The organism is Nitrospinota bacterium (assembly GCA_035528715.1).
Classification (GTDB): Bacteria; JADFOP01; JADFOP01; order DATKYB01; family DATKYB01; genus DATKYB01.
Genome location: DATKYB010000043.1, coordinates 1 through 17,231 on the forward strand (window position 1 = coordinate 1; position 17,231 = coordinate 17,231).

14 protein-coding genes are annotated in these 17,231 nt (G+C 42.5%); 12 read left to right on the forward strand and 2 right to left on the reverse strand.

Annotated elements, in window-relative coordinates:
* The 3 genes from VMW81_02900 to VMW81_02910 form a co-directional block, all read left to right on the forward strand.
* A partial coding sequence (locus tag VMW81_02900) for an MlaD family protein (GenBank protein HUU49892.1) occupies nucleotides 1–920 on the forward strand: 920 nt, incomplete at its 5' end.
* Nucleotides 917–1,561: a hypothetical protein gene (locus tag VMW81_02905; GenBank protein ID HUU49893.1), complete on the forward strand. Its 645-nt coding sequence runs from the start codon at nucleotides 917–919 to the stop codon at nucleotides 1,559–1,561. The genes VMW81_02900 and VMW81_02905, both read left to right, overlap by 4 nt.
* Nucleotides 1,562–1,613: 52 nt before the next feature.
* Entirely contained in the window at nucleotides 1,614–2,153 is a 540-nt protein-coding gene (locus VMW81_02910; GenBank protein HUU49894.1) for a hypothetical protein, read from the forward strand.
* A gap of 14 nt (nucleotides 2,154–2,167) precedes the next feature.
* Here the strand turns inward: VMW81_02910 and VMW81_02915 are convergent, their stop codons facing one another.
* The gene (locus VMW81_02915; GenBank protein ID HUU49895.1) at nucleotides 2,168–3,262 is read right to left on the reverse strand and encodes a hypothetical protein; all 1,095 of its coding nucleotides are present in this window, start codon (nucleotides 3,260–3,262) and stop codon (nucleotides 2,168–2,170) included.
* Nucleotides 3,263–3,608: 346 nt separating this feature from the next.
* Between VMW81_02915 and VMW81_02920 the strand changes: the two genes are divergently transcribed.
* The 9 genes from VMW81_02920 to manA all read left to right on the forward strand — a co-directional run bounded on the left by VMW81_02920 (nucleotide 3,609) and on the right by manA (nucleotide 15,525).
* On the forward strand, nucleotides 3,609–5,141 hold the full coding sequence (locus VMW81_02920; protein ID HUU49896.1) for an MASE3 domain-containing protein: 1,533 nt from the start codon (nucleotides 3,609–3,611) through the stop codon (nucleotides 5,139–5,141).
* Nucleotides 5,142–5,152: 11 nt separating this feature from the next.
* Complete coding sequence (locus VMW81_02925) at nucleotides 5,153–5,779, forward strand: response regulator transcription factor (protein HUU49897.1); 627 nt, start codon at nucleotides 5,153–5,155, stop codon at nucleotides 5,777–5,779.
* Between the two features lie 116 nt (nucleotides 5,780–5,895).
* The gene (locus tag VMW81_02930) at nucleotides 5,896–6,297 is read left to right on the forward strand and encodes a response regulator transcription factor (GenBank protein ID HUU49898.1); all 402 of its coding nucleotides are present in this window, start codon (nucleotides 5,896–5,898) and stop codon (nucleotides 6,295–6,297) included.
* 98 nt (nucleotides 6,298–6,395) lie between these two features.
* A complete protein-coding gene (locus tag VMW81_02935; protein ID HUU49899.1) occupies nucleotides 6,396–8,303 on the forward strand; it encodes an alpha-amylase family glycosyl hydrolase in 1,908 nt (635 codons plus the stop codon).
* 45 nt (nucleotides 8,304–8,348) lie between these two features.
* Nucleotides 8,349–10,466 carry a phosphate acetyltransferase gene (pta, locus tag VMW81_02940; GenBank protein ID HUU49900.1) on the forward strand — a complete coding sequence of 706 codons (2,118 nt, stop codon included), beginning with the start codon at nucleotides 8,349–8,351 and terminating at the stop codon, nucleotides 10,464–10,466.
* On the forward strand, nucleotides 10,463–11,677 hold the full coding sequence (locus tag VMW81_02945) for an acetate kinase (GenBank protein ID HUU49901.1): 1,215 nt from the start codon (nucleotides 10,463–10,465) through the stop codon (nucleotides 11,675–11,677). The genes pta and VMW81_02945 overlap by 4 nt, the downstream gene beginning before the upstream one ends.
* A 79-nt stretch (nucleotides 11,678–11,756) precedes the next feature.
* Nucleotides 11,757–12,542 carry a GTP cyclohydrolase, FolE2/MptA family gene (locus VMW81_02950; protein HUU49902.1) on the forward strand — a complete coding sequence of 262 codons (786 nt, stop codon included), beginning with the start codon at nucleotides 11,757–11,759 and terminating at the stop codon, nucleotides 12,540–12,542.
* A 54-nt stretch (nucleotides 12,543–12,596) separates the two neighbouring features.
* Nucleotides 12,597–14,249 (forward strand): glucose-6-phosphate isomerase, encoded by a 1,653-nt coding sequence (pgi, locus tag VMW81_02955; protein ID HUU49903.1) that lies wholly within the window; start codon nucleotides 12,597–12,599, stop codon nucleotides 14,247–14,249.
* A 73-nt stretch (nucleotides 14,250–14,322) separates the two neighbouring features.
* Nucleotides 14,323–15,525, forward strand: a complete 1,203-nt coding sequence (manA, locus tag VMW81_02960; GenBank protein HUU49904.1) for a mannose-6-phosphate isomerase, class I — start codon at nucleotides 14,323–14,325, stop codon at nucleotides 15,523–15,525.
* 46 nt (nucleotides 15,526–15,571) lie between these two features.
* Here the strand turns inward: manA and pgm are convergent, their stop codons facing one another.
* Nucleotides 15,572–17,221 (reverse strand): phosphoglucomutase (alpha-D-glucose-1,6-bisphosphate-dependent), encoded by a 1,650-nt coding sequence (pgm, locus tag VMW81_02965; protein ID HUU49905.1) that lies wholly within the window; start codon nucleotides 17,219–17,221, stop codon nucleotides 15,572–15,574.
* Nucleotides 17,222–17,231 lie beyond the last annotated feature (10 nt).

A 17,231-nucleotide genomic window follows, 5' to 3' on the forward strand; every position in this document is an offset into this window, starting at 1 on the left:
TTCTTGGGGCGGGTATGCTTTTTCGCGAAGAGCTCATCGTCGAAACCTACATTGACGGATCCGTGCAGGGCTTAGATGTCGGTGCTCCGGTCAAGTTTCGTGGTGTTAAGGTTGGAGAAGTCAAAGAAATTACCTTAGTAAGGATGGCATACAAAATCAGACAAACTGCATATCCCTACGTAGTGATTCGTTTCACCATTGATTGGGCTTTGATAGGAGTTGAGAAAGAGGAAAGAGAGGAGTTCGTAACTCGATTGAAGGTAGCAACAGAAGAGGTAGGCTTTCGGGTTCGGTTAGCCTCACAGGGGCTGACCGGAGTTGCTTATCTCGAAGCTGATTTCCTTGACCCGGAGCGCTTTCCGCCTCTGGAATTTGATTGGGAGCCAAAATATCCTGTTATTCCCTCTGCCCCGAGTACTTTAACAGCAATAAAAGAATCGATTGACAAGATTTCGATAAGTTTGGAAAAGGTTAATTTTGAAGAGCTTGCTGATGAGGTGAAAGGAACCTTAAATGCTATAGAGGAAAAAGTTGAAGACATTGATACTAAAGGGATAAGCGACGAAGCAGTCGGTCTGCTCGCAGAGGTCAGGAAGACTAATAAGCGCTTCAAAAAGATTCTGGATAAACCGGAAATAGACGATACCCTTTCTGACCTTAAAGAAACAATGGCCAATGCTAATGTGCTTACAGGTTCGCTCAGCAACAAATTACCTGAGACAGTTGCCGAGATAAGGAAGGCCATACGCAGGATTGATAATATGATCTCCAGCCAGCAGTATGATATTGAAGTGATGATTGAAAATCTCAGGCTGATTTCCAGTAACATCAGGGAGTTGACAGAAAACATCAAGAGATATCCTTCAGAGATTATTTTCGGAAAGCCACCAGCTCCCTCTAAGACAGGAGGAGGAGAATGATGAATAAGAAAAACATAGTCGGTCTTTTTGTTTGCCTGTCTGCTCTGCTTTTCCTATTTTTCGGATGTTTGCAGGGTGGTGATAGGGTCGCTGTTGAGAAGCGTTACTTTGCCATAGATGTTTCTCGGCCAGGAGAAGAGGTTTCTTCTTCAAAGAAAGGAGTAGTCCTGAGAGTGCAAAAATTCCGCGTTTCTGCCAGGTATCGAGGAAAAGGTCTCATATACCGAACGGATGAGGATAGCTACGAGTCAGACTTCTACAACGAATTTTTCGTACCCCCTGGTCCCATGATTGCTGAAAATGTTCATGACTGGCTGTCAAAGTCCGGCTTATTTCAAAATATTGTGAAATCCTCGAGCCGGGCTGAATCTACGTATGTTCTGGAAGGCGTTGTTTTGCCCATATACGGAGATTACCGGAACACGAAAGCCCCAAAGGCTGTCTTAGGGATAGAGTTCTTTGTTATTAACGATGCTTCCTCTCTTTCCGATATTGTTTTCCAAAAGCGATATCTTAAGAAGGTCCCCCTAAAAGAGAAGTCTCCTGATGGCTTGGTCAAAGGCTGGAACGAGGCCCTCAAACAAATCTTGGTAGACTTCGAAAAAGATTTGCAAGAGACCAATTTAAATGCTAAAATCTAGCAAATTCTAGTAGAGCAGTTTTCTCTTGTAATATTCATATAAGGAGACTTCTATGTGGAGACCAGCATTTTTTTTCGCCTTAATTCTTTTCTTATGTTTCTTGGTCTCAGATGCTCTCGCATTCCTTCCGCTTTGTCAGACTACAGATAGGCTGTGTGAGGTAAAGAAGGAGGCTTTGTTAAAAGGGCCTTTTTCCACGAAGGAGTATAAAGTAACAGAAATAATAAATACTGACCCTGAAAGGGACAATAGAAGCAAACAATTGACCAGAACATTTATTTGTCTGGAGGAAGGCTACATTTTAAAGAGCAGGGGAGAGGAATTAGAGAAAATCACTGCCCATAATGAAAAGAAACAGCTCAAAGCAATTGTTCAAGAATTTATGGAGCATCTCAAACAGATCCCTAATGTCAATACAGAGCATTATACCATCACTTCAATACAAGTTGGCGGAAAAGAAATCGGATGGATAATAAGGCACAATGAAGGTGTAGAAAAGATAGATTTATGGATATTTAAAAAAAAGATAATTTTTGCCACAAAGTTTAAATCGCTGGCAGAAGTTAGTGGAGATGCATCTATGGAGGATTAAGCTGCTTTACCTTTTTACTTCTCCTGGTAGAGTTCCTCGATGTTTTTTTTGACCTTTGTCATTTTTTTGTCCACCAAGTCTCGTGCCCCGCTATAGAGACTCATCGCAAGAAAGCCTGGGATTTCACGTAAAAGATCAATTCTTGACCTATCGAGGTGTAACAAGTAGAAACTAGAATCACCCTTTTCAGGGTTATTTACCGTCGCTGTGAGGCGAAGGGCAGCTTCAAAGTAGTGAGTCGCATAGAGCTGCTTTGAGGCGAGGATTGTTGCTCTCTTCGTTCCCCGCTTGTAAAACACAGTATGGTTTAAGCTTGTAATAGGACGATCAGCTTGCTCAAATTTTTCTTTCATCCAGTAGATGACGCTTTTGGCACCAGGCAGTTTGCTGTTTGGAAAGTCCTCAAGATATTTGTGAAGTTCAGGCAAAAAATTAAACAGATATGGCGATTCATTGAGAAGGTCATAAAACTGTTCAGCTATTCTGACTGGATTTTTCTTATCTTGATATTCTGCTAAGGCTTTGTTGCCGCCTTTCAGATATGCCTGGATATACTCTACCATTTTCTGTCGAGCGAGTCTGTTTGCCTGATCAAGAAAATCGGGTGCATTCTTGTCGAGTTTGTGGAATGTTTCGATGCCCTTAGCAGTCATTTTGACATTACAGCTTCCGACTTTACATTTCATGAGATCATTTATATCACTTTTTGGCATGATAAAGTTATTAACATCGCCTCTTTCTGGAGGGTTGCTAAACTCTCCCTTTTCATATGCTGCCGCAGTCTCGATGTTCACCCCCTCCTCCTCGTAATGCTCAAGAAAAAATTTTCTGGGAACATCGATTCTTGAAATGCTGAAGATTGCGAGCTCGTGCCCTATATCAGTATCCAAAAGTTTTGTGACGACATAGCCGTCCTTTACATCTTGAAGCTCTTTCTCGGAAAAGCCCATCTCATCCTCCAGAAACTGGTAAAGCCTGCTTTGCTTTTCCTGTGCTTGGGCTATGAAAAGGTCAGTTCCTAAAAAGGTGGTGAGGCATAAAAAGGCGAGCGATACCCATACGATACGTAGCTTAGGTAAGATGAAAAAATTCTTTTTTGTTAGTAACATAGCAAAATCCTTTTCGAGAGAGTTACCCTCAATTTAACAATCGTAGATACCGTAAAATTTGGACGAACTGTCTTTTATCAAAACAATAGGGTTTAGTCAATAGTTTTTTAGTTTATCATTTAGACTGAAAAAAGCAGATATTAGCTAAGTCTCAGTAAAAAAAATTAATAAAACCCTTTTTAAGAAGGGGAGACTTTGGTATGAAGGAAAAATGATACGTTCATCTTGAAAAAAAGGGAAAAAGCGAAGGGTTTTCTTGACAAATACTCAAAAAAGTTATTAAATTAAAAACTTCCATAACTTATGAATTTTTTGATGTTTTGATGAGCGAAAAAGGAAGTTCTTTATGATTGAAGAGAAAAGCCACTTTTCTATCCTAGTCGGTATACTTCTTCTGTTTGGACTCTACCTGACCAGCCTCAAGAGTTACCTCCTTTTTCACAGTCTCGCTGAGATATTCGGCATTGCTGTTGCCTGTGGCATTTTTATGATTGCCTGGAACTCCCGTCGCTTTCTCGATAACAACTATCTCCTTTTCATCGGCATTGCTTATCTGTTTATTGCTGCCCTAGACTTCATTCATCTCCTTGCCTACAAAGGCATGGGCGTATTTGCGAGTTATAACGCAAATTTGTCTACTCAACTTTGGATTGCTGCGAGGTATCTGGAAAGCCTCTCCCTTCTTATTGCTTCTTTTTTTATTGGCAGAAGGCTTAGAGTGAATGTTGTGCTCCTGGGCTATACATTGGTCTTTATCCTTCTCATTTGGTCCATTTTTTCGGAAATTTTTCCTGTCTGTTTTGTTGAAGGGGTGGGATTGACTCTTTTTAAAAAAATCAATGAGTATGTTATCTCTCTCATCCTATATGGCTCCATTGCTATGTTATTTAAAAAGCGTCATGATTTTGATAAAGGCATATTACGTTTACTGATTACATCCATCATCTTAACCATTGTTTCGGAACTCGCTTTTACCTTTTACGTTAGTGTCTATGGGCTTTCTAATTTTTTAGGCCACTACTTTAAAATTCTCTCCTTTTATCTCATATACAAAGCCATTATCGAGACAGGCCTCAAAAGGCCTTATTCCCTCCTTTTTAGAAACCTAAAACAAAGAGAGGAAGAGCTGCAGGAAGCCAAAGGTGATCTGGAGATCAAGGTCAAGGAACGTACAAAAGAACTTCATGAAAATATGGAGAGACTGGTCGAGAGCGAGGAAAAATTACATATGCTCACGCGGAAACTTCTTACCACTCAAGAAGAAGAGCGTCGCCGTTTAGCAAGAGAACTTCACGACGACCTGACTCAACAACTTGCAGTTTTGGCCATTGATATTGGAAAGCTTGAGGTGGAGAGCGGATCCACATCAGATTCAATTCATGATAAACTGCAAAAAGTTAAGGAAAAGTTAATAAAGCTATCAGCCGATATCCATGCAATTTCTCGCCAGCTCCACCCTTCGATTATAGATGATCTGGGGTTGGTCGAAGCAGTCGAATCGGAATGCAACAGTTTTACTAAACGAGAAGGGATTACAGTTAACTATAAGTCAAATGGTATCCCTAAAAATCTTCCCAAGGATATTGCTATATGTATCTATCGTATTCTCCAGGCCTCTCTGAGGAATATCTCCAAACATGCTCAAGCAGACAAAGTTGATGTTTCATTGATTGGCGAGAACAACACAATCTCTCTTACGGTTAGAGATTATGGTATTGGATTTGACCCCGACAATATAAAAAAAGGCAAAGGCTTGGGCCTTTCCAGCATGAAAGAGAGGGCTCATTTAATTCAGGGTGATTTATCAATACAATCTCGTTTGGGAGAGGGTACGGTGATAAAAGTCCGTGTACCATTATCAGGAAGGAGTGTATTATGATGAAGAAACGCATGTTGTTAGCTGATGATCACAAAATCGTCCTCGAAGGCTTACGGAGCTTGCTGGAACCCGAGTATGAAATCGTGGGAGCTGTGGAGGACGGTCGTGAGCTCTTGGCTAAAGCAAAAGAACTGCGTCCCGATGTAATCATTGCGGATATTTCAATGCCAAAGCTTAATGGTATTGAGGCTGTCAGTCAGATCAAAAAGACTGATTCACAAATTAAAGTTATTTTTCTGACAATGCATCCAGACGTGACCTATGCAAAGCGAGCATTTGAGGCTGGGGCATCAGGCTATGTTTTAAAGCATTCAGCGTCTACTGAACTTATCACAGCTATTGAGGAAGCGCTCAAGGGACGAACCTATGTGACACCGATGATTGCCGGGGAACTCATGCAGTTTTATAAAAAAGAGACTTACATAAAGGATGACATCACTAAAAAGCTGACACCCAGGCAGCGGGAGGTTTTGCAGCTTTTAGCTGAGGGTCATTCAGCTAAAGAAATTGCCTCAATTTTAAACATCTCTACGAGAACGGTGGAATTCCACAAGTACCGAATGATGGAAGAGCTCAACATCAATACAACTGCAGAGTTGGTGCAGTATGCCATCAAACAAGGTATTGTTACGATTTAAATAAGCCAAACCCCGTATTTTATTTCACAAAAACTGGTAATTTTCCTAGTTGTTCTCAACATCTTTCCTATCTACTATATCTTTATAACCAAATCAATTATTTGTGAGAGAATATCGTGAAGAAAAGAAAAGTCATTCTCGCTGATAGCCACCAAAACATGCTCGAAGGAATTCGAGGTTTGCTTGAAATTATGTTCGATACAGTTGTGATGGTCGCTGATGAAAATTCCATGTTTGAGGCCATTGAAAATATCAAGCCTGACCTTATGGTTGTTGACCTTTCTTTACCGGTTTCTGGTGAATCCAATATTGTCGTTAAAATAAAGAGTTGCTATCCTGATCTTAAATTTATTGTTCTCAGTGTCCATGATGAGTCGGCAATTGCCAAAGAGATGATATCTTCAGGTGCTTCAGGTTTTGTGCTGAAGCGCTCAATAGCTTTTGACCTGATACCAGCAATCAAAAAAATCATGCAGGGACAAACCTATATTTCCCCTTCAGTGAAATCTCATTCCTAAAGAAATCGTTAATGTTGACAAGGGTAAAGCTAATACGGTATATATTTCTATTAATATTTCATTGACGAAAGTATTCTAAAATAAAAAGGCTGGTGGAAATGACAGCTTCGTCAAAAAAAGATAAGAAATCTCTTAACGAAGAATCGTATCATGATATTGCAACCGCCTACAATCCAGAGCCGGATTTTACAAAGCCCCTTTTTAAGATTCCACCGAAGGCGCGCAAAAAGATGCTGGCGCGGCTGACTTTTCTCTATGGGAAAAGAAAAGCAAAGGCCTGGATGCCTGAGCTGGAACGTATCCTTAAAGTACATTATGCCCATAAGCCAGAGAAATTGATTGAAAAAGAAAAGGATTATGACCCTAAGGAGCTGTTTACGGAAAGGGATCTCGTTCTCATTACCTACGGCGATATTATAAAGAGTAGAAAGTATGCCGGCCTTACCACATTACATAAATTTGTTAAGAAATACAACCGGGGTGCCGTTAATACCCTCCATATCCTTCCCTTCTTCCCCTATTCCTCAGATAGGGGGTTTGCCGTTGTCGACTATAACCAGGTAGACCCGAACCTGGGGACCTGGCAGGATATCTTGGAGATGGATAGGGATTATAAGCTCATGTTTGACGCTGTTCTCAACCACTGTTCCTCCAGGAGTGATATGTTTAAGGAATTCTTAAACGGCAATCCGGCGTTTAAAGATTTTTTTATTGCCTATAAGTCCCCTCATGACCTGACTCCTGAGCAGAGAAGCAAAATCTTTCGCCCCCGAACATCGGACATCCTCACAAGATTCGAGACGATAAATGGTCCGAAGTATGTCTGGACCACATTCTCTGAGGATCAGGTCGACCTCAATTTCAGGAATCCAGCAGTCCTGATGGCAATTCTTGAAGGACTTCTTTTTTATATACGTTATGGAGCCAATCTTCTTCGTATGGACGCAGTGACCTATATATGGGCGGAACCGGGAACTGAGTCCGTGCATCTGCCACAAACCCATGAGATTGTTAAGCTTATTCGTGACGTGATAGATACGGTTGCACCAGGTATAGCCATCATCACAGAGACAAATGTTCCTCACAGGCTGAATGTTTCCTATTTTGGTAATGGCTATGATGAGGCGCACATGGTCTACAACTTTGCCCTGCCTCCCCTTGTCCTCTATACATTCTACAGAGAAGATGCCACAGCCCTCTCGAAATGGGCAAGTGAGCTCAAACCCCCCTCTAAGATTGCCACGTTCTTCAATATGCTGGACACCCACGATGGAATCGGACTCATGGGGGTCAAGGGAATCCTTTCTAAGGAGGATATCGATTTTATGATTAAAAAGGCCAAGGAGTGCGGTGCCTTAATCAATTATAAGATGAAGAAAGACCGAACCCATGAACCGTATGAAATCAACTCAACCTGGTGGAGCGCAATCAACGATTATAAAAGTAATGAAGATATTGATCTTCAGATCAAGCGCGCTCTTGCCTCAAGGATCATTTCCCTTGTGATTCAGGGTGTGCCGGGCCTGTATATTCATGGTATACTTGGGACCCCCAATGATCATAAACTCGTCAAGAAGACAGGAGTAAACCGCGATATCAACCGGGGGGTGATTGACCCTAAGGCCATTGAAAAGGAGCTGCAAGACCCCAAATCCAAGTTCTCTCGCATACGAAGACTCGCCAGCGATGTCTATCTCAAACGCACAAGAGAGCGCGCCTTTCATCCTCACGGCAGGCAAAAGGTCTTGATGGTATCTCCAAGTGTATTTACGGTTTTCAGAACATCACCCGAAGGCGACCAACACATCTTAGCCATGACCAATGTAACCAGCAAGACCTGCCAGATAGACATCCCCCTTTTCCGACTTAATATAAAAGAAAAGCGCTGGTTTGACCTTGTAGGGGAAAAAGAGTGGAAGGCCGAAAATAACAAATTATCTATTACCTTGAAGCCTTACGATATCATCTGTCTCAAGCCCCTGACAGAGGTAAAAAAGGGGTACTAAGCCATAACTTCGAAAAAGTTCGGAGTTTTTTAAAAGGAGAGTATCATGGCAAACAATCTCTTTATTACTGCCACTGAGGCCAGAAGTGGAAAATCGGTCATATGCCTGGGTATAATGGAGATGCTTCTGCGCAAGGTCGACAGGGTCGGCTTTTTCCGTCCACTTATTGAGGGGGAAAAGAATCAAAAAGGCCTTGATCATGATATCAATCTTATTTCATCACGTTTTAAACTAGGGATTCCCTATGAGAAGATGTATGGCTATACCAAAGCAGAGGCTGAGGATCTTATTTCTCATGGAAGGAAAGAGGAGGTTCTCGAAGGAATCATAAAGAAATATGACCAGCTGGAGGAGATATGCGATTTTATCTTATGTCTGGGTACTGACTTTGCCAGCTCCTCAGCTGCCTTTGAATTCGATATTAATGCTGAGATCAGCAAGAACCTCAGATGCCCGGTTTTACTCGTGGCTAATGCCTATCAAAAGAGCAAGGAAGACACACTGCGCTCCATTGAGATGGCCCTTGAATCCCTGGAAGAAAAGGGATGTCTCACAATTGCCACAATCGTTAACCGCACAGACACAAAAGAAGAAAAGGCCATTATTAATTTTCTGAAAGATAAGGAATTAACCAGAGAACAGTTGATCTTTACCATACCGGATGAGCCGTTTCTCGATAGCCCCACAATAGGCGAGATTGCCGATATTCTCAATGCTGAGATCCTTCGTGGAGAAAAAGAGCTGAACCGCCATGCGTATTGCTTTTCCGTGGCAGCTATGCAGTTGCCCAACCTTTTACCGAGGATAGAGAGGGGTTCGCTTGTCATTACACCCGGGGACAGGGCGGATGTCATTGTTGGCTGCCTGGCAGCAGTTTCATCCAGAGCCATGGAGAATATTGCAGGGATTGTTTTAACAGGCGGCTTGAAACCGGAGGAAGCGATATGGAAAATTATCAAAGATATTGCAAAAAATGTCCCCATTCTCAGTACCAAGCAAAACACCTTTCCCACTGCCAGGATTGTTGATAATATCCATTCTAAAATATCGCCGGATGATGAGCGCAAAATAACCCAGGCCCTGGCGATTTTTGAAAAGAACATTGATGTAGAAAGGCTTGGAGAAAAAATCATTACCACCAAGACCTCCACAGTAACCCCCATGATGTTCGAATACGATCTCCTGCAAAAGGCAAGAACAAACAAGCAGCATATTGTCTTACCCGAGGGAGAGGAGGAAAGGATACTGCGCGCCGCTGAAATACTACTCAGTCGAGAGATTGTGGATATCACCCTTCTTGGAAATGAAGAGCAGATAAAAGAGAAGATTGCACATCTGGGGCTCCAATTGGAAAACGCTCAGATCATTGACCCTACAAGGTCCGATTTTTTTGATGATTATGTCAAGACCTATTATGAATTGAGAAAACACAAAGGTATCACCGAGGACAATGCTCATGATAGTATGTTGAGTGTAATCTATTTTGGAACCATGATGGTCTATAAGGGACATGCTGATGGCATGGTCTCCGGCTCGGCTCACAGCACGGCTGCCACAGTTCGCCCGGCCCTTGAGATCATCAAGACCAAGCCCGGTTTTTCCATTGTCTCGAGTGTATTCTTTATGTGTCTGGAGGACAGGGTACTTGTTTACGGGGACTGTGCTGTGAATCCCAAACCAGATGCAAAGCAGTTGGCTGAAATTGCTCTCAGCTCGGCACAGACCGCAAAGACCTTTGGCATTGAGCCTTATGTGGCCATGCTCTCCTATTCAACAGGGGAATCAGGTACGGGAGAGGATGTGGACAAGGTCCGGGAAGCCACAAAAATCGCTAAAGAGATGGCGGCAAAAACTTATCCTGACCTGAAGATTGAGGGGCCTATACAGTATGATGCTGCGGTTGACCCTTCCGTAGCCAAAACAAAGCTCCCAGACAGCGACGTCGCAGGGAAAGCAACCGTATTTATCTTTCCTGATCTGAACACAGGAAACAACACATATAAGGCAGTTCAAAGGTCAGCCAAGGCCCTGGCCATTGGCCCTGTGCTTCAGGGGCTCAAACACCCTGTAAATGATTTGAGCCGTGGGTGTACGATTCCGGATATCGTCAATACCGTAGCGATTACGGCAATTCAAGCACAATCTGAAAAGGAATCTTTATGAAAATACTCGTCATCAATTCTGGAAGTTCTTCTATTAAGTATGAGCTGTTCGATATGACGCATCATAAGGTAATGGCTTCAGGCATAGCCGAAAAGATCGGTGAAGAGACAGGTATTCTTACCCACAAGATAATCCTAGAAAATGGCGAAGCTGTAAAGAAGGTTAAAGAGGGTAGGATTAAAGATCACCAAGAGGGACTGAACAGGATTGTAGACCTTTTGTTAAACAAAGAACACGGTGTCATTAAAGATAAATCGGAAATTTCAGCTGTGGGCCACCGCGTGGTTCATGGGGGGGAGACCTTTCACTCGACAACAATTATCGATGATAAGGTTATTGCAGCCATTAAAGAGAATATCCCCCTGGCTCCTCTGCACAATCCTCCCAATTTGGAAGGAATTGAGGTCGCCAGAGAAATTTTTCCAGATTCGCCGCAGGTAGCTGTGTTTGATACTGCCTTTCATCAAACCATTCCCAAAAGGGCTTTTCTCTATGCCATTCCTTATGAGTTGTATAAAAGGGACCATGTGCGCCGATACGGTTTTCACGGGACATCTCATGCGTATGTTGCTGAAAAGGCAGCCGAGTATCTGGGCAGGCCCTTGAATGAACTGGGTATCATCACGATTCATCTGGGAAACGGCGCAAGCATGGCAGCAGTAAAGAACGGTAAGTGCATCGATACAAGCATGGGAATGACACCCCTCGCAGGACTCATTATGGGAACCCGCTCGGGTGACATCGACCCTGCAATCCCTTTCTTCATGGCAGACCATCTGGGTATGTCTCTCAAGGATATTGATAAAATTCTCAACAAAGACAGCGGGCTTAAGGGAATTTGCGGAACAAATGACATGCGTGAGGTGATAGAGAAAAAGAATGCAGGTGATGAGAGGGCAAAAATTGCTCTGGATGTTTACACCTACCGAATAAAAAAATATATCGGTGCTTATCTTGCAGCCCTGGAATGCCTTGATTGTATAGTTTTTACAGCAGGCATAGGAGAAAACTCTTCTGATATCCGCGAACTCTCCTGCCAGGGATTAGAGAAAATGGGAATCAAGATTGACCTGGAAAGAAACAAGAAAGCCGGAAAAGAGATTAGAGAAATCAACACCTCAGATAGTAATGTTAAAATCCTTGTTGTTCCGACAAATGAGGAGCTGAAGATTGCACAGGAGACAAAGAGGGTTATTGAAAATACCAAGTGAGCTTGGATTAACAAAATTTTCATAGCGATTATGAGTTTGGTAATGTATAATTTAGATTCTCGCAAAGGGGGTGTGGAGATTGTCAGGTGAAAAAAAATTTCTCGTTAATGTGGGAATGAAGGATCTGCCCTTTCCCATTAAGGTAGTATCCAAGGCTGAACCAGAGGGCCAAGCCACAGTTGCCAATATCTCTATTGATGCCCGCATCATGCAGGAATTCGAAGCGCACTGGATTGATAAGTTTATTCAGATTGTTCACAAACATCACGACCGCATAGGAACAAAGACCCTCAGAGAGAACATCCTCGATTACATAGAAGCGCTGAAAGCCAAGAATGTGAGAATAGATTTTGACTATCCCTTTTTCATCGAAAAAACGACTCCCGTATCCAAGGAAAAGTGCCTTGTGAAATATCAGTGTACCTATTCTGCAAGGACATCGGCTATAGAAGAGGTACCCAAAATCATATTTAAGATGAACATCCCCTGCATAACTACATATCCTGCTTCGGGCATAGAAACCGAGGGGGGATTATTCGGCCAGCTGAGCATTTTGACCATGGAGGTTGAGTCCAGGGATGATATCTATCCGGAAGACCTGGTCAGTTTGGTAGACAAGCATTCACTATCCCCTGTCTATTCCTTTTTAACCAAAGAAGACCAGCTTTCCATTATCCACAAGGTCCATTCAGAAAAGAAAACCAGCGTGGTGGTCATAGACCATATAAAAAACGAGCTTGCCCATAACCGTAATATTGACTGGTATGCGGTAAGGGCTTCCAATTATGGAATGCTCCATTCCTACAGCACATTTATAGGAACCGAAAAAAGCAGTTGGATTCCTTTCAGCGGGTATGAAGAATAGTTATAGTATCCTTATCTGAACTTTCTTTAAGACTGCATAATGGAGTTTTTTGATATGCTAAACAGAGCAAACCTGACTGAAACAAAGGCCTGGAAGAGGCTTAGGGAGCATTTCAGAAAGACAAAAAAGATCCATATGAAGACCCTCTTTGCAGAGGATCCCGATAGATTTAAAAAATTTTCCATTCGGTTCAATAACATACTTATCGATTATTCCAAAAATATCATAACAGAGAAAACATTAAGCCTCTTAATCAAATTAGCTGAAGAGATTGACCTGAAAGATGCTATTGAAAAGATGTTTACAGGCGATAAAATCAATGAGACGGAAAACAGGGCTGTTCTCCACACAGCCTTAAGAAACAGGGAGGACACACCTGTTTATGTTGATGGTAAGGACGTCATGCCAGAGGTCAATGCGGTTTTAGAAAAAATGAAAGAATTTTCGTCCAAGGTCATTTCAGGAAAATGGAAGGGTTTTACACATAAAAAGATCAGAGATATCGTCAATATTGGGATTGGTGGGTCGGATTTGGGTCCGGTGATGGTTACTGAATGTCTCAAGCCCTATGCAAAAAAAGGCTTATCGGTTCATTTTGTTTCGAATGTTGACGGAACCCATATTGCAGAGACCCTGAAAAAATTAAACCCGGAGACCACTCTGTTCATGATTGCTTCAAAAACCTTTACGACTCAGGAAACCATGACTAATGCCTTTTCCGCAAGGGATTGGTTTTTGGAATATGCAAAAGATAAAAAACATATTTCAAAACACTTTGTGGCGATTTCTACAAATAAGGAAAAGGTCGAGGAGTTTGGCATTGATAGAAATAACATGTTTGTGTTCTGGGACTGGGTCGGGGGACGCTATTCTCTCTGGTCGGCAATCGGCCTATCCGTAGCTTGTTATATCGGATTTGAAAATTTTACTGATTTATTACAAGGCGCATTTGAAATGGATAAGCATTTCAGAGATGCTCCTTTTGAAAAAAATATCCCTGTAATCTTGGGATTAATTGGAATCTGGTACAACAACTTCTTTGGTGCTCAAACAGAGGTCATTTTGCCCTATGACCAATACATGCATCGATTCCCGGCATACTTTCAGCAGGGGAATATGGAAAGCAATGGAAAGTCTGTTGATAGAAGTGGCGAAAAAGTAAATTATGAGACAGGCCCGATTATCTGGGGAGAACCGGGAACCAACGGCCAGCATGCCTTTTATCAGCTCATTCATCAGGGGACAAAACTGATTCCAGCAGACTTTCTGGCTCCGGCAATCAGCCACAATCCGATCGGTGAACATCATAATATACTGTTATCAAACTTTTTCGCGCAGACAGAAGCCCTCCTCAACGGAAAAACCAAAGAAGAGGTTATCAAAGAGCTGAAAAAAGAGGGGAAAAGCGGTGATGAGATTCAAAAATTATATCCTTATAAGATTTTTGAAGGGAACAGACCAACAAATTCAATCCTGTTTAAGAAATTGACTCCAAGAATTTTGGGAAGTTTAATTGCCATGTATGAGCATAAGATTTTCGTCCAGGGGGTTATCTGGAATATCTTCAGCTTTGACCAGTGGGGAGTGGAACTCGGTAAACAACTGGCAAAGAAGATATTGCCAGAATTAAAGGATAACAAACCAATTAGTTCCCACGATTCTTCTACAAATGGACTCATCAATGCTTTTAAAGAGATGAGATCATAGAGAAATTAAAGGGTAATATGAAATCTGTTTAGTCGCATTCTATAGTTAATCTTAGACATAGAAGACAAGATTGATGAAAGAAATCTGCATTCTGAAAAATCCGATTCAGTATTATGCATGGGGTTCCCATACGGCGATCTCCGAACTCCTAGGTAACCCGACCCCTTCAGAGAAGCCAGAGGCAGAACTCTGGATGGGTGCCCACCCAATTGCACCTTCTGAGGTTCTGGTTGATGGTAAATGGAAGCCTTTGCCAGAATTGATAGATAATTTGCCTGTAGACATACTCGGGAAGCGGGTTGCGGAAAAGTTTTCCGGCAAGCTCCCTTTTCTATTTAAGGTTCTTGCAGCGGCAAAGCCCCTTTCTATCCAGGCCCATCCCAGCTTTGATCAAGCCAAAGAGGGATTCGCACGAGAAAATAGACTCGGAATTCCGATGACAGCGCCAAATCGAAATTATAAAGACAACAATCACAAGCCGGAAATCATCTGTGCATTAACTGCTTTCTGGACACTCAATGGCTTTCGAAAAATAGACAAAATCGTTTATCTGCTCAAGGAAATCAATCCTTCTGGACTTTTAGAGGAAATAAAGGAGCTAGAGAAAAATCTGGATTCTAATGGTCTGAAGAATTTTTTCAGCACCATCATGACAATGGATGAGAAAAGAAAGAAGCATATTGTGGAAGAGGCTATCGGATTTGCTGAAAGGCGTTTTGATGAGAATCCTGTTTTTGAGTGGATGCTGAAACTCAACGCCGAGTATCCTGGTGACATTGGTATCCTGAGCCCTGTTCTTTTAAACCTCGTCAAACTGGAGCCGGGTCAGGCCATGTTTTTGCATTCAGGCCAGCTGCATACCTATCTGGAAGGAGTGGGGATAGAACTCATGGCTAACTCCGATAATGTCCTGAGGGGCGGTCTCACTCCCAAGCATATCGACGTCGCAGAGCTTCTGAGAATCCTGCATTTTAACGAGAAGGAAATAGAAATCCTTGAGACTAAAGATAAAACGGATGGCGAACGCAAATATGCATCGAACGCAGAGGAATTTCGTCTATCAATCATTGCAGTTAATACAAGCACATCTTACATAAGCCCAGAGGACAGAAGTGTCGAAATCATGATATGTATGAGTGGTAAAGCAACTCTTAAGAATTTAGAAAATGATAAAGTTTTGGAACTTAGGAGAGGGGTGTCTGCTCTGGTTCCGGCAGGTGTTCATCAGTATTCCATCGAAGGTGAAGCAATTCTGTACAAAGCCTCAGTGCCGTAATTGTTTTTTTGGCTCGTGATTTGAGTTTTCACATCATTTAAAAAGATCAAGCCACAGAAGAAAATGTTTCGTTGATGATTGCCTGTGCTTCTTCCTTAATCCTCTCAAGATGCTCTTTTCCCTTAAAGCTTTCTGCATAAATTTTGTAGATATCCTCTGTTCCAGATGGGCGGGCTGCAAACCAGCCATTTTCTGTAACAACCTTCAATCCTCCGATGGGAGCATTGTTCCCAGGCGCTTTGGTGAGTTTGGCAGTGATGGGTTCTCCGGCGAGTTCTTTTGCTGAAACGGCTTCTGGAGATAGTTCTTTAAGGACTGACTTCTGCTCAGGCGTGGCAGGAGCATCAATACGCTCATAAACAGGGCTTCCAAATTTTTCTTCTAACTCTTTATACAGCTCTGCCGGATCCTTGTTAGTCTTAGCAGTTATTTCAGCTGCAAGGAGATCCATGATGATTCCGTCCTTGTCCGTTGTCCAGACCGTGCCATCTTTTTTTAGAAAAGAAGCCCCGGCGCTCTCCTCTCCGCCAAAACCGTAAGAGCCGTCAATAAGTCCATCAACAAACCATTTAAATCCAACAGGGACCTCAGAAAGCTTTCTCTTGAGATAAGCGGCAACCCTGTCGATCATGGAACTAGATACCAGAGTTTTTCCAACTGCTGCGTCGCTTCTCCAACCTGGTCTGTTCTGAAAGAGGTACCAGACGGCCACTGAGAGGTAGTGATTCGGATTTAAAAGCCCCGCACTTTTGGTGACAATGCCGTGGCGGTCCGTGTCTGTATCATTACCAAAGGCGATATCAAATTTATCCTTCAGCTTGATCAAACCTGCCATGGCATAGGGCGAGGAGCAATCCATACGGATTTGGCCGTCTTTGTCCACAGTCATAAAGGAGAAGGTTGGGTCAACAGTTCCATTCACAACCTCTATCGATAGTCCGTATTTTTTAGCGATGGGTTCCCAGAAGTGTATGGAAGAACCGCCGAGCGGATCAACACCGATCTTAATACCTCCTTTGGCAATGGCTTCCGTATCAATAACATTCTTAAGATCTTCAACATACGGCGAAATGAAATCATACTCATGTGTAGTATCTGCCTTTATGGCCTTTTCAAAGGGTATTCGTTTTACGTCTTTAAGTCTCTTGTTTAGAATTTCGTTGGCTCTGTCTTCAATGATCTTGGTTGTTTCTGTGTCAGCCGGGCCCCCATCAGGAGGATTGTATTTGAATCCGCCGTCATGAGGCGGGTTATGTGAAGGAGTAATCACCACCCCATCTGCAATCCCCTTTTTTTTGTTTCGATTGTAACTCAGAATAGCGTGCGAGATAACCGGTGTGGGTGTGTAACCAAGCCCCTTTTGAATCATAACCGTGATAGCATTTGCAGCGAATACTTCAAGTGCGCTTTTAAGCGCTGGTTCGGAAAGAGCATGAGTATCCATGCCCATGAACAGAGGCCCTGCTATTCCTTTAAATTTTCTATAGTCACAGATGGCTTGAGTGATAGCCAAAATATGGTCTTCATTAAAGCTGCTTTTAAGTGAAGACCCTCTATGGCCCGAAGTGCCAAACGAAACCCTCTGACTTGTTTCAGAAACATCAGGTTTAAGGGTATAATAGGAAGAGATAAGCTTGGGAACATTGATAAGTATTGATTTCGGCGCAGGTTTTCCGGCAAGTTCGTGTAAGGCCATTTTTTCTCCT

Bases quoted from the DNA above. Each gene is read 5' to 3' on its own strand.
- VMW81_02905 (HUU49893.1), top strand. From the start codon at position 917: ATGATGAATAAGAAAAACATAGTCGGTCTTTTTGTTTGCCTGTCTGCT.
- VMW81_02910 (HUU49894.1), top strand. From the start codon at position 1,614: ATGTGGAGACCAGCATTTTTTTTCGCCTTAATTCTTTTCTTATGTTTC.
- VMW81_02915 (HUU49895.1), bottom strand. From the start codon at position 3,262: ATGTTACTAACAAAAAAGAATTTTTTCATCTTACCTAAGCTACGTATC.
- VMW81_02920 (HUU49896.1), top strand. From the start codon at position 3,609: ATGATTGAAGAGAAAAGCCACTTTTCTATCCTAGTCGGTATACTTCTT.
- VMW81_02925 (HUU49897.1), top strand. From the start codon at position 5,153: ATGTTGTTAGCTGATGATCACAAAATCGTCCTCGAAGGCTTACGGAGC.
- VMW81_02935 (HUU49899.1), top strand. From the start codon at position 6,396: ATGACAGCTTCGTCAAAAAAAGATAAGAAATCTCTTAACGAAGAATCG.
- pta (HUU49900.1), top strand. From the start codon at position 8,349: ATGGCAAACAATCTCTTTATTACTGCCACTGAGGCCAGAAGTGGAAAA.
- VMW81_02945 (HUU49901.1), top strand. From the start codon at position 10,463: ATGAAAATACTCGTCATCAATTCTGGAAGTTCTTCTATTAAGTATGAG.
- pgi (HUU49903.1), top strand. From the start codon at position 12,597: ATGCTAAACAGAGCAAACCTGACTGAAACAAAGGCCTGGAAGAGGCTT.
- manA (HUU49904.1), top strand. From the start codon at position 14,323: ATGAAAGAAATCTGCATTCTGAAAAATCCGATTCAGTATTATGCATGG.
- pgm (HUU49905.1), bottom strand. From the start codon at position 17,221: ATGGCCTTACACGAACTTGCCGGAAAACCTGCGCCGAAATCAATACTT.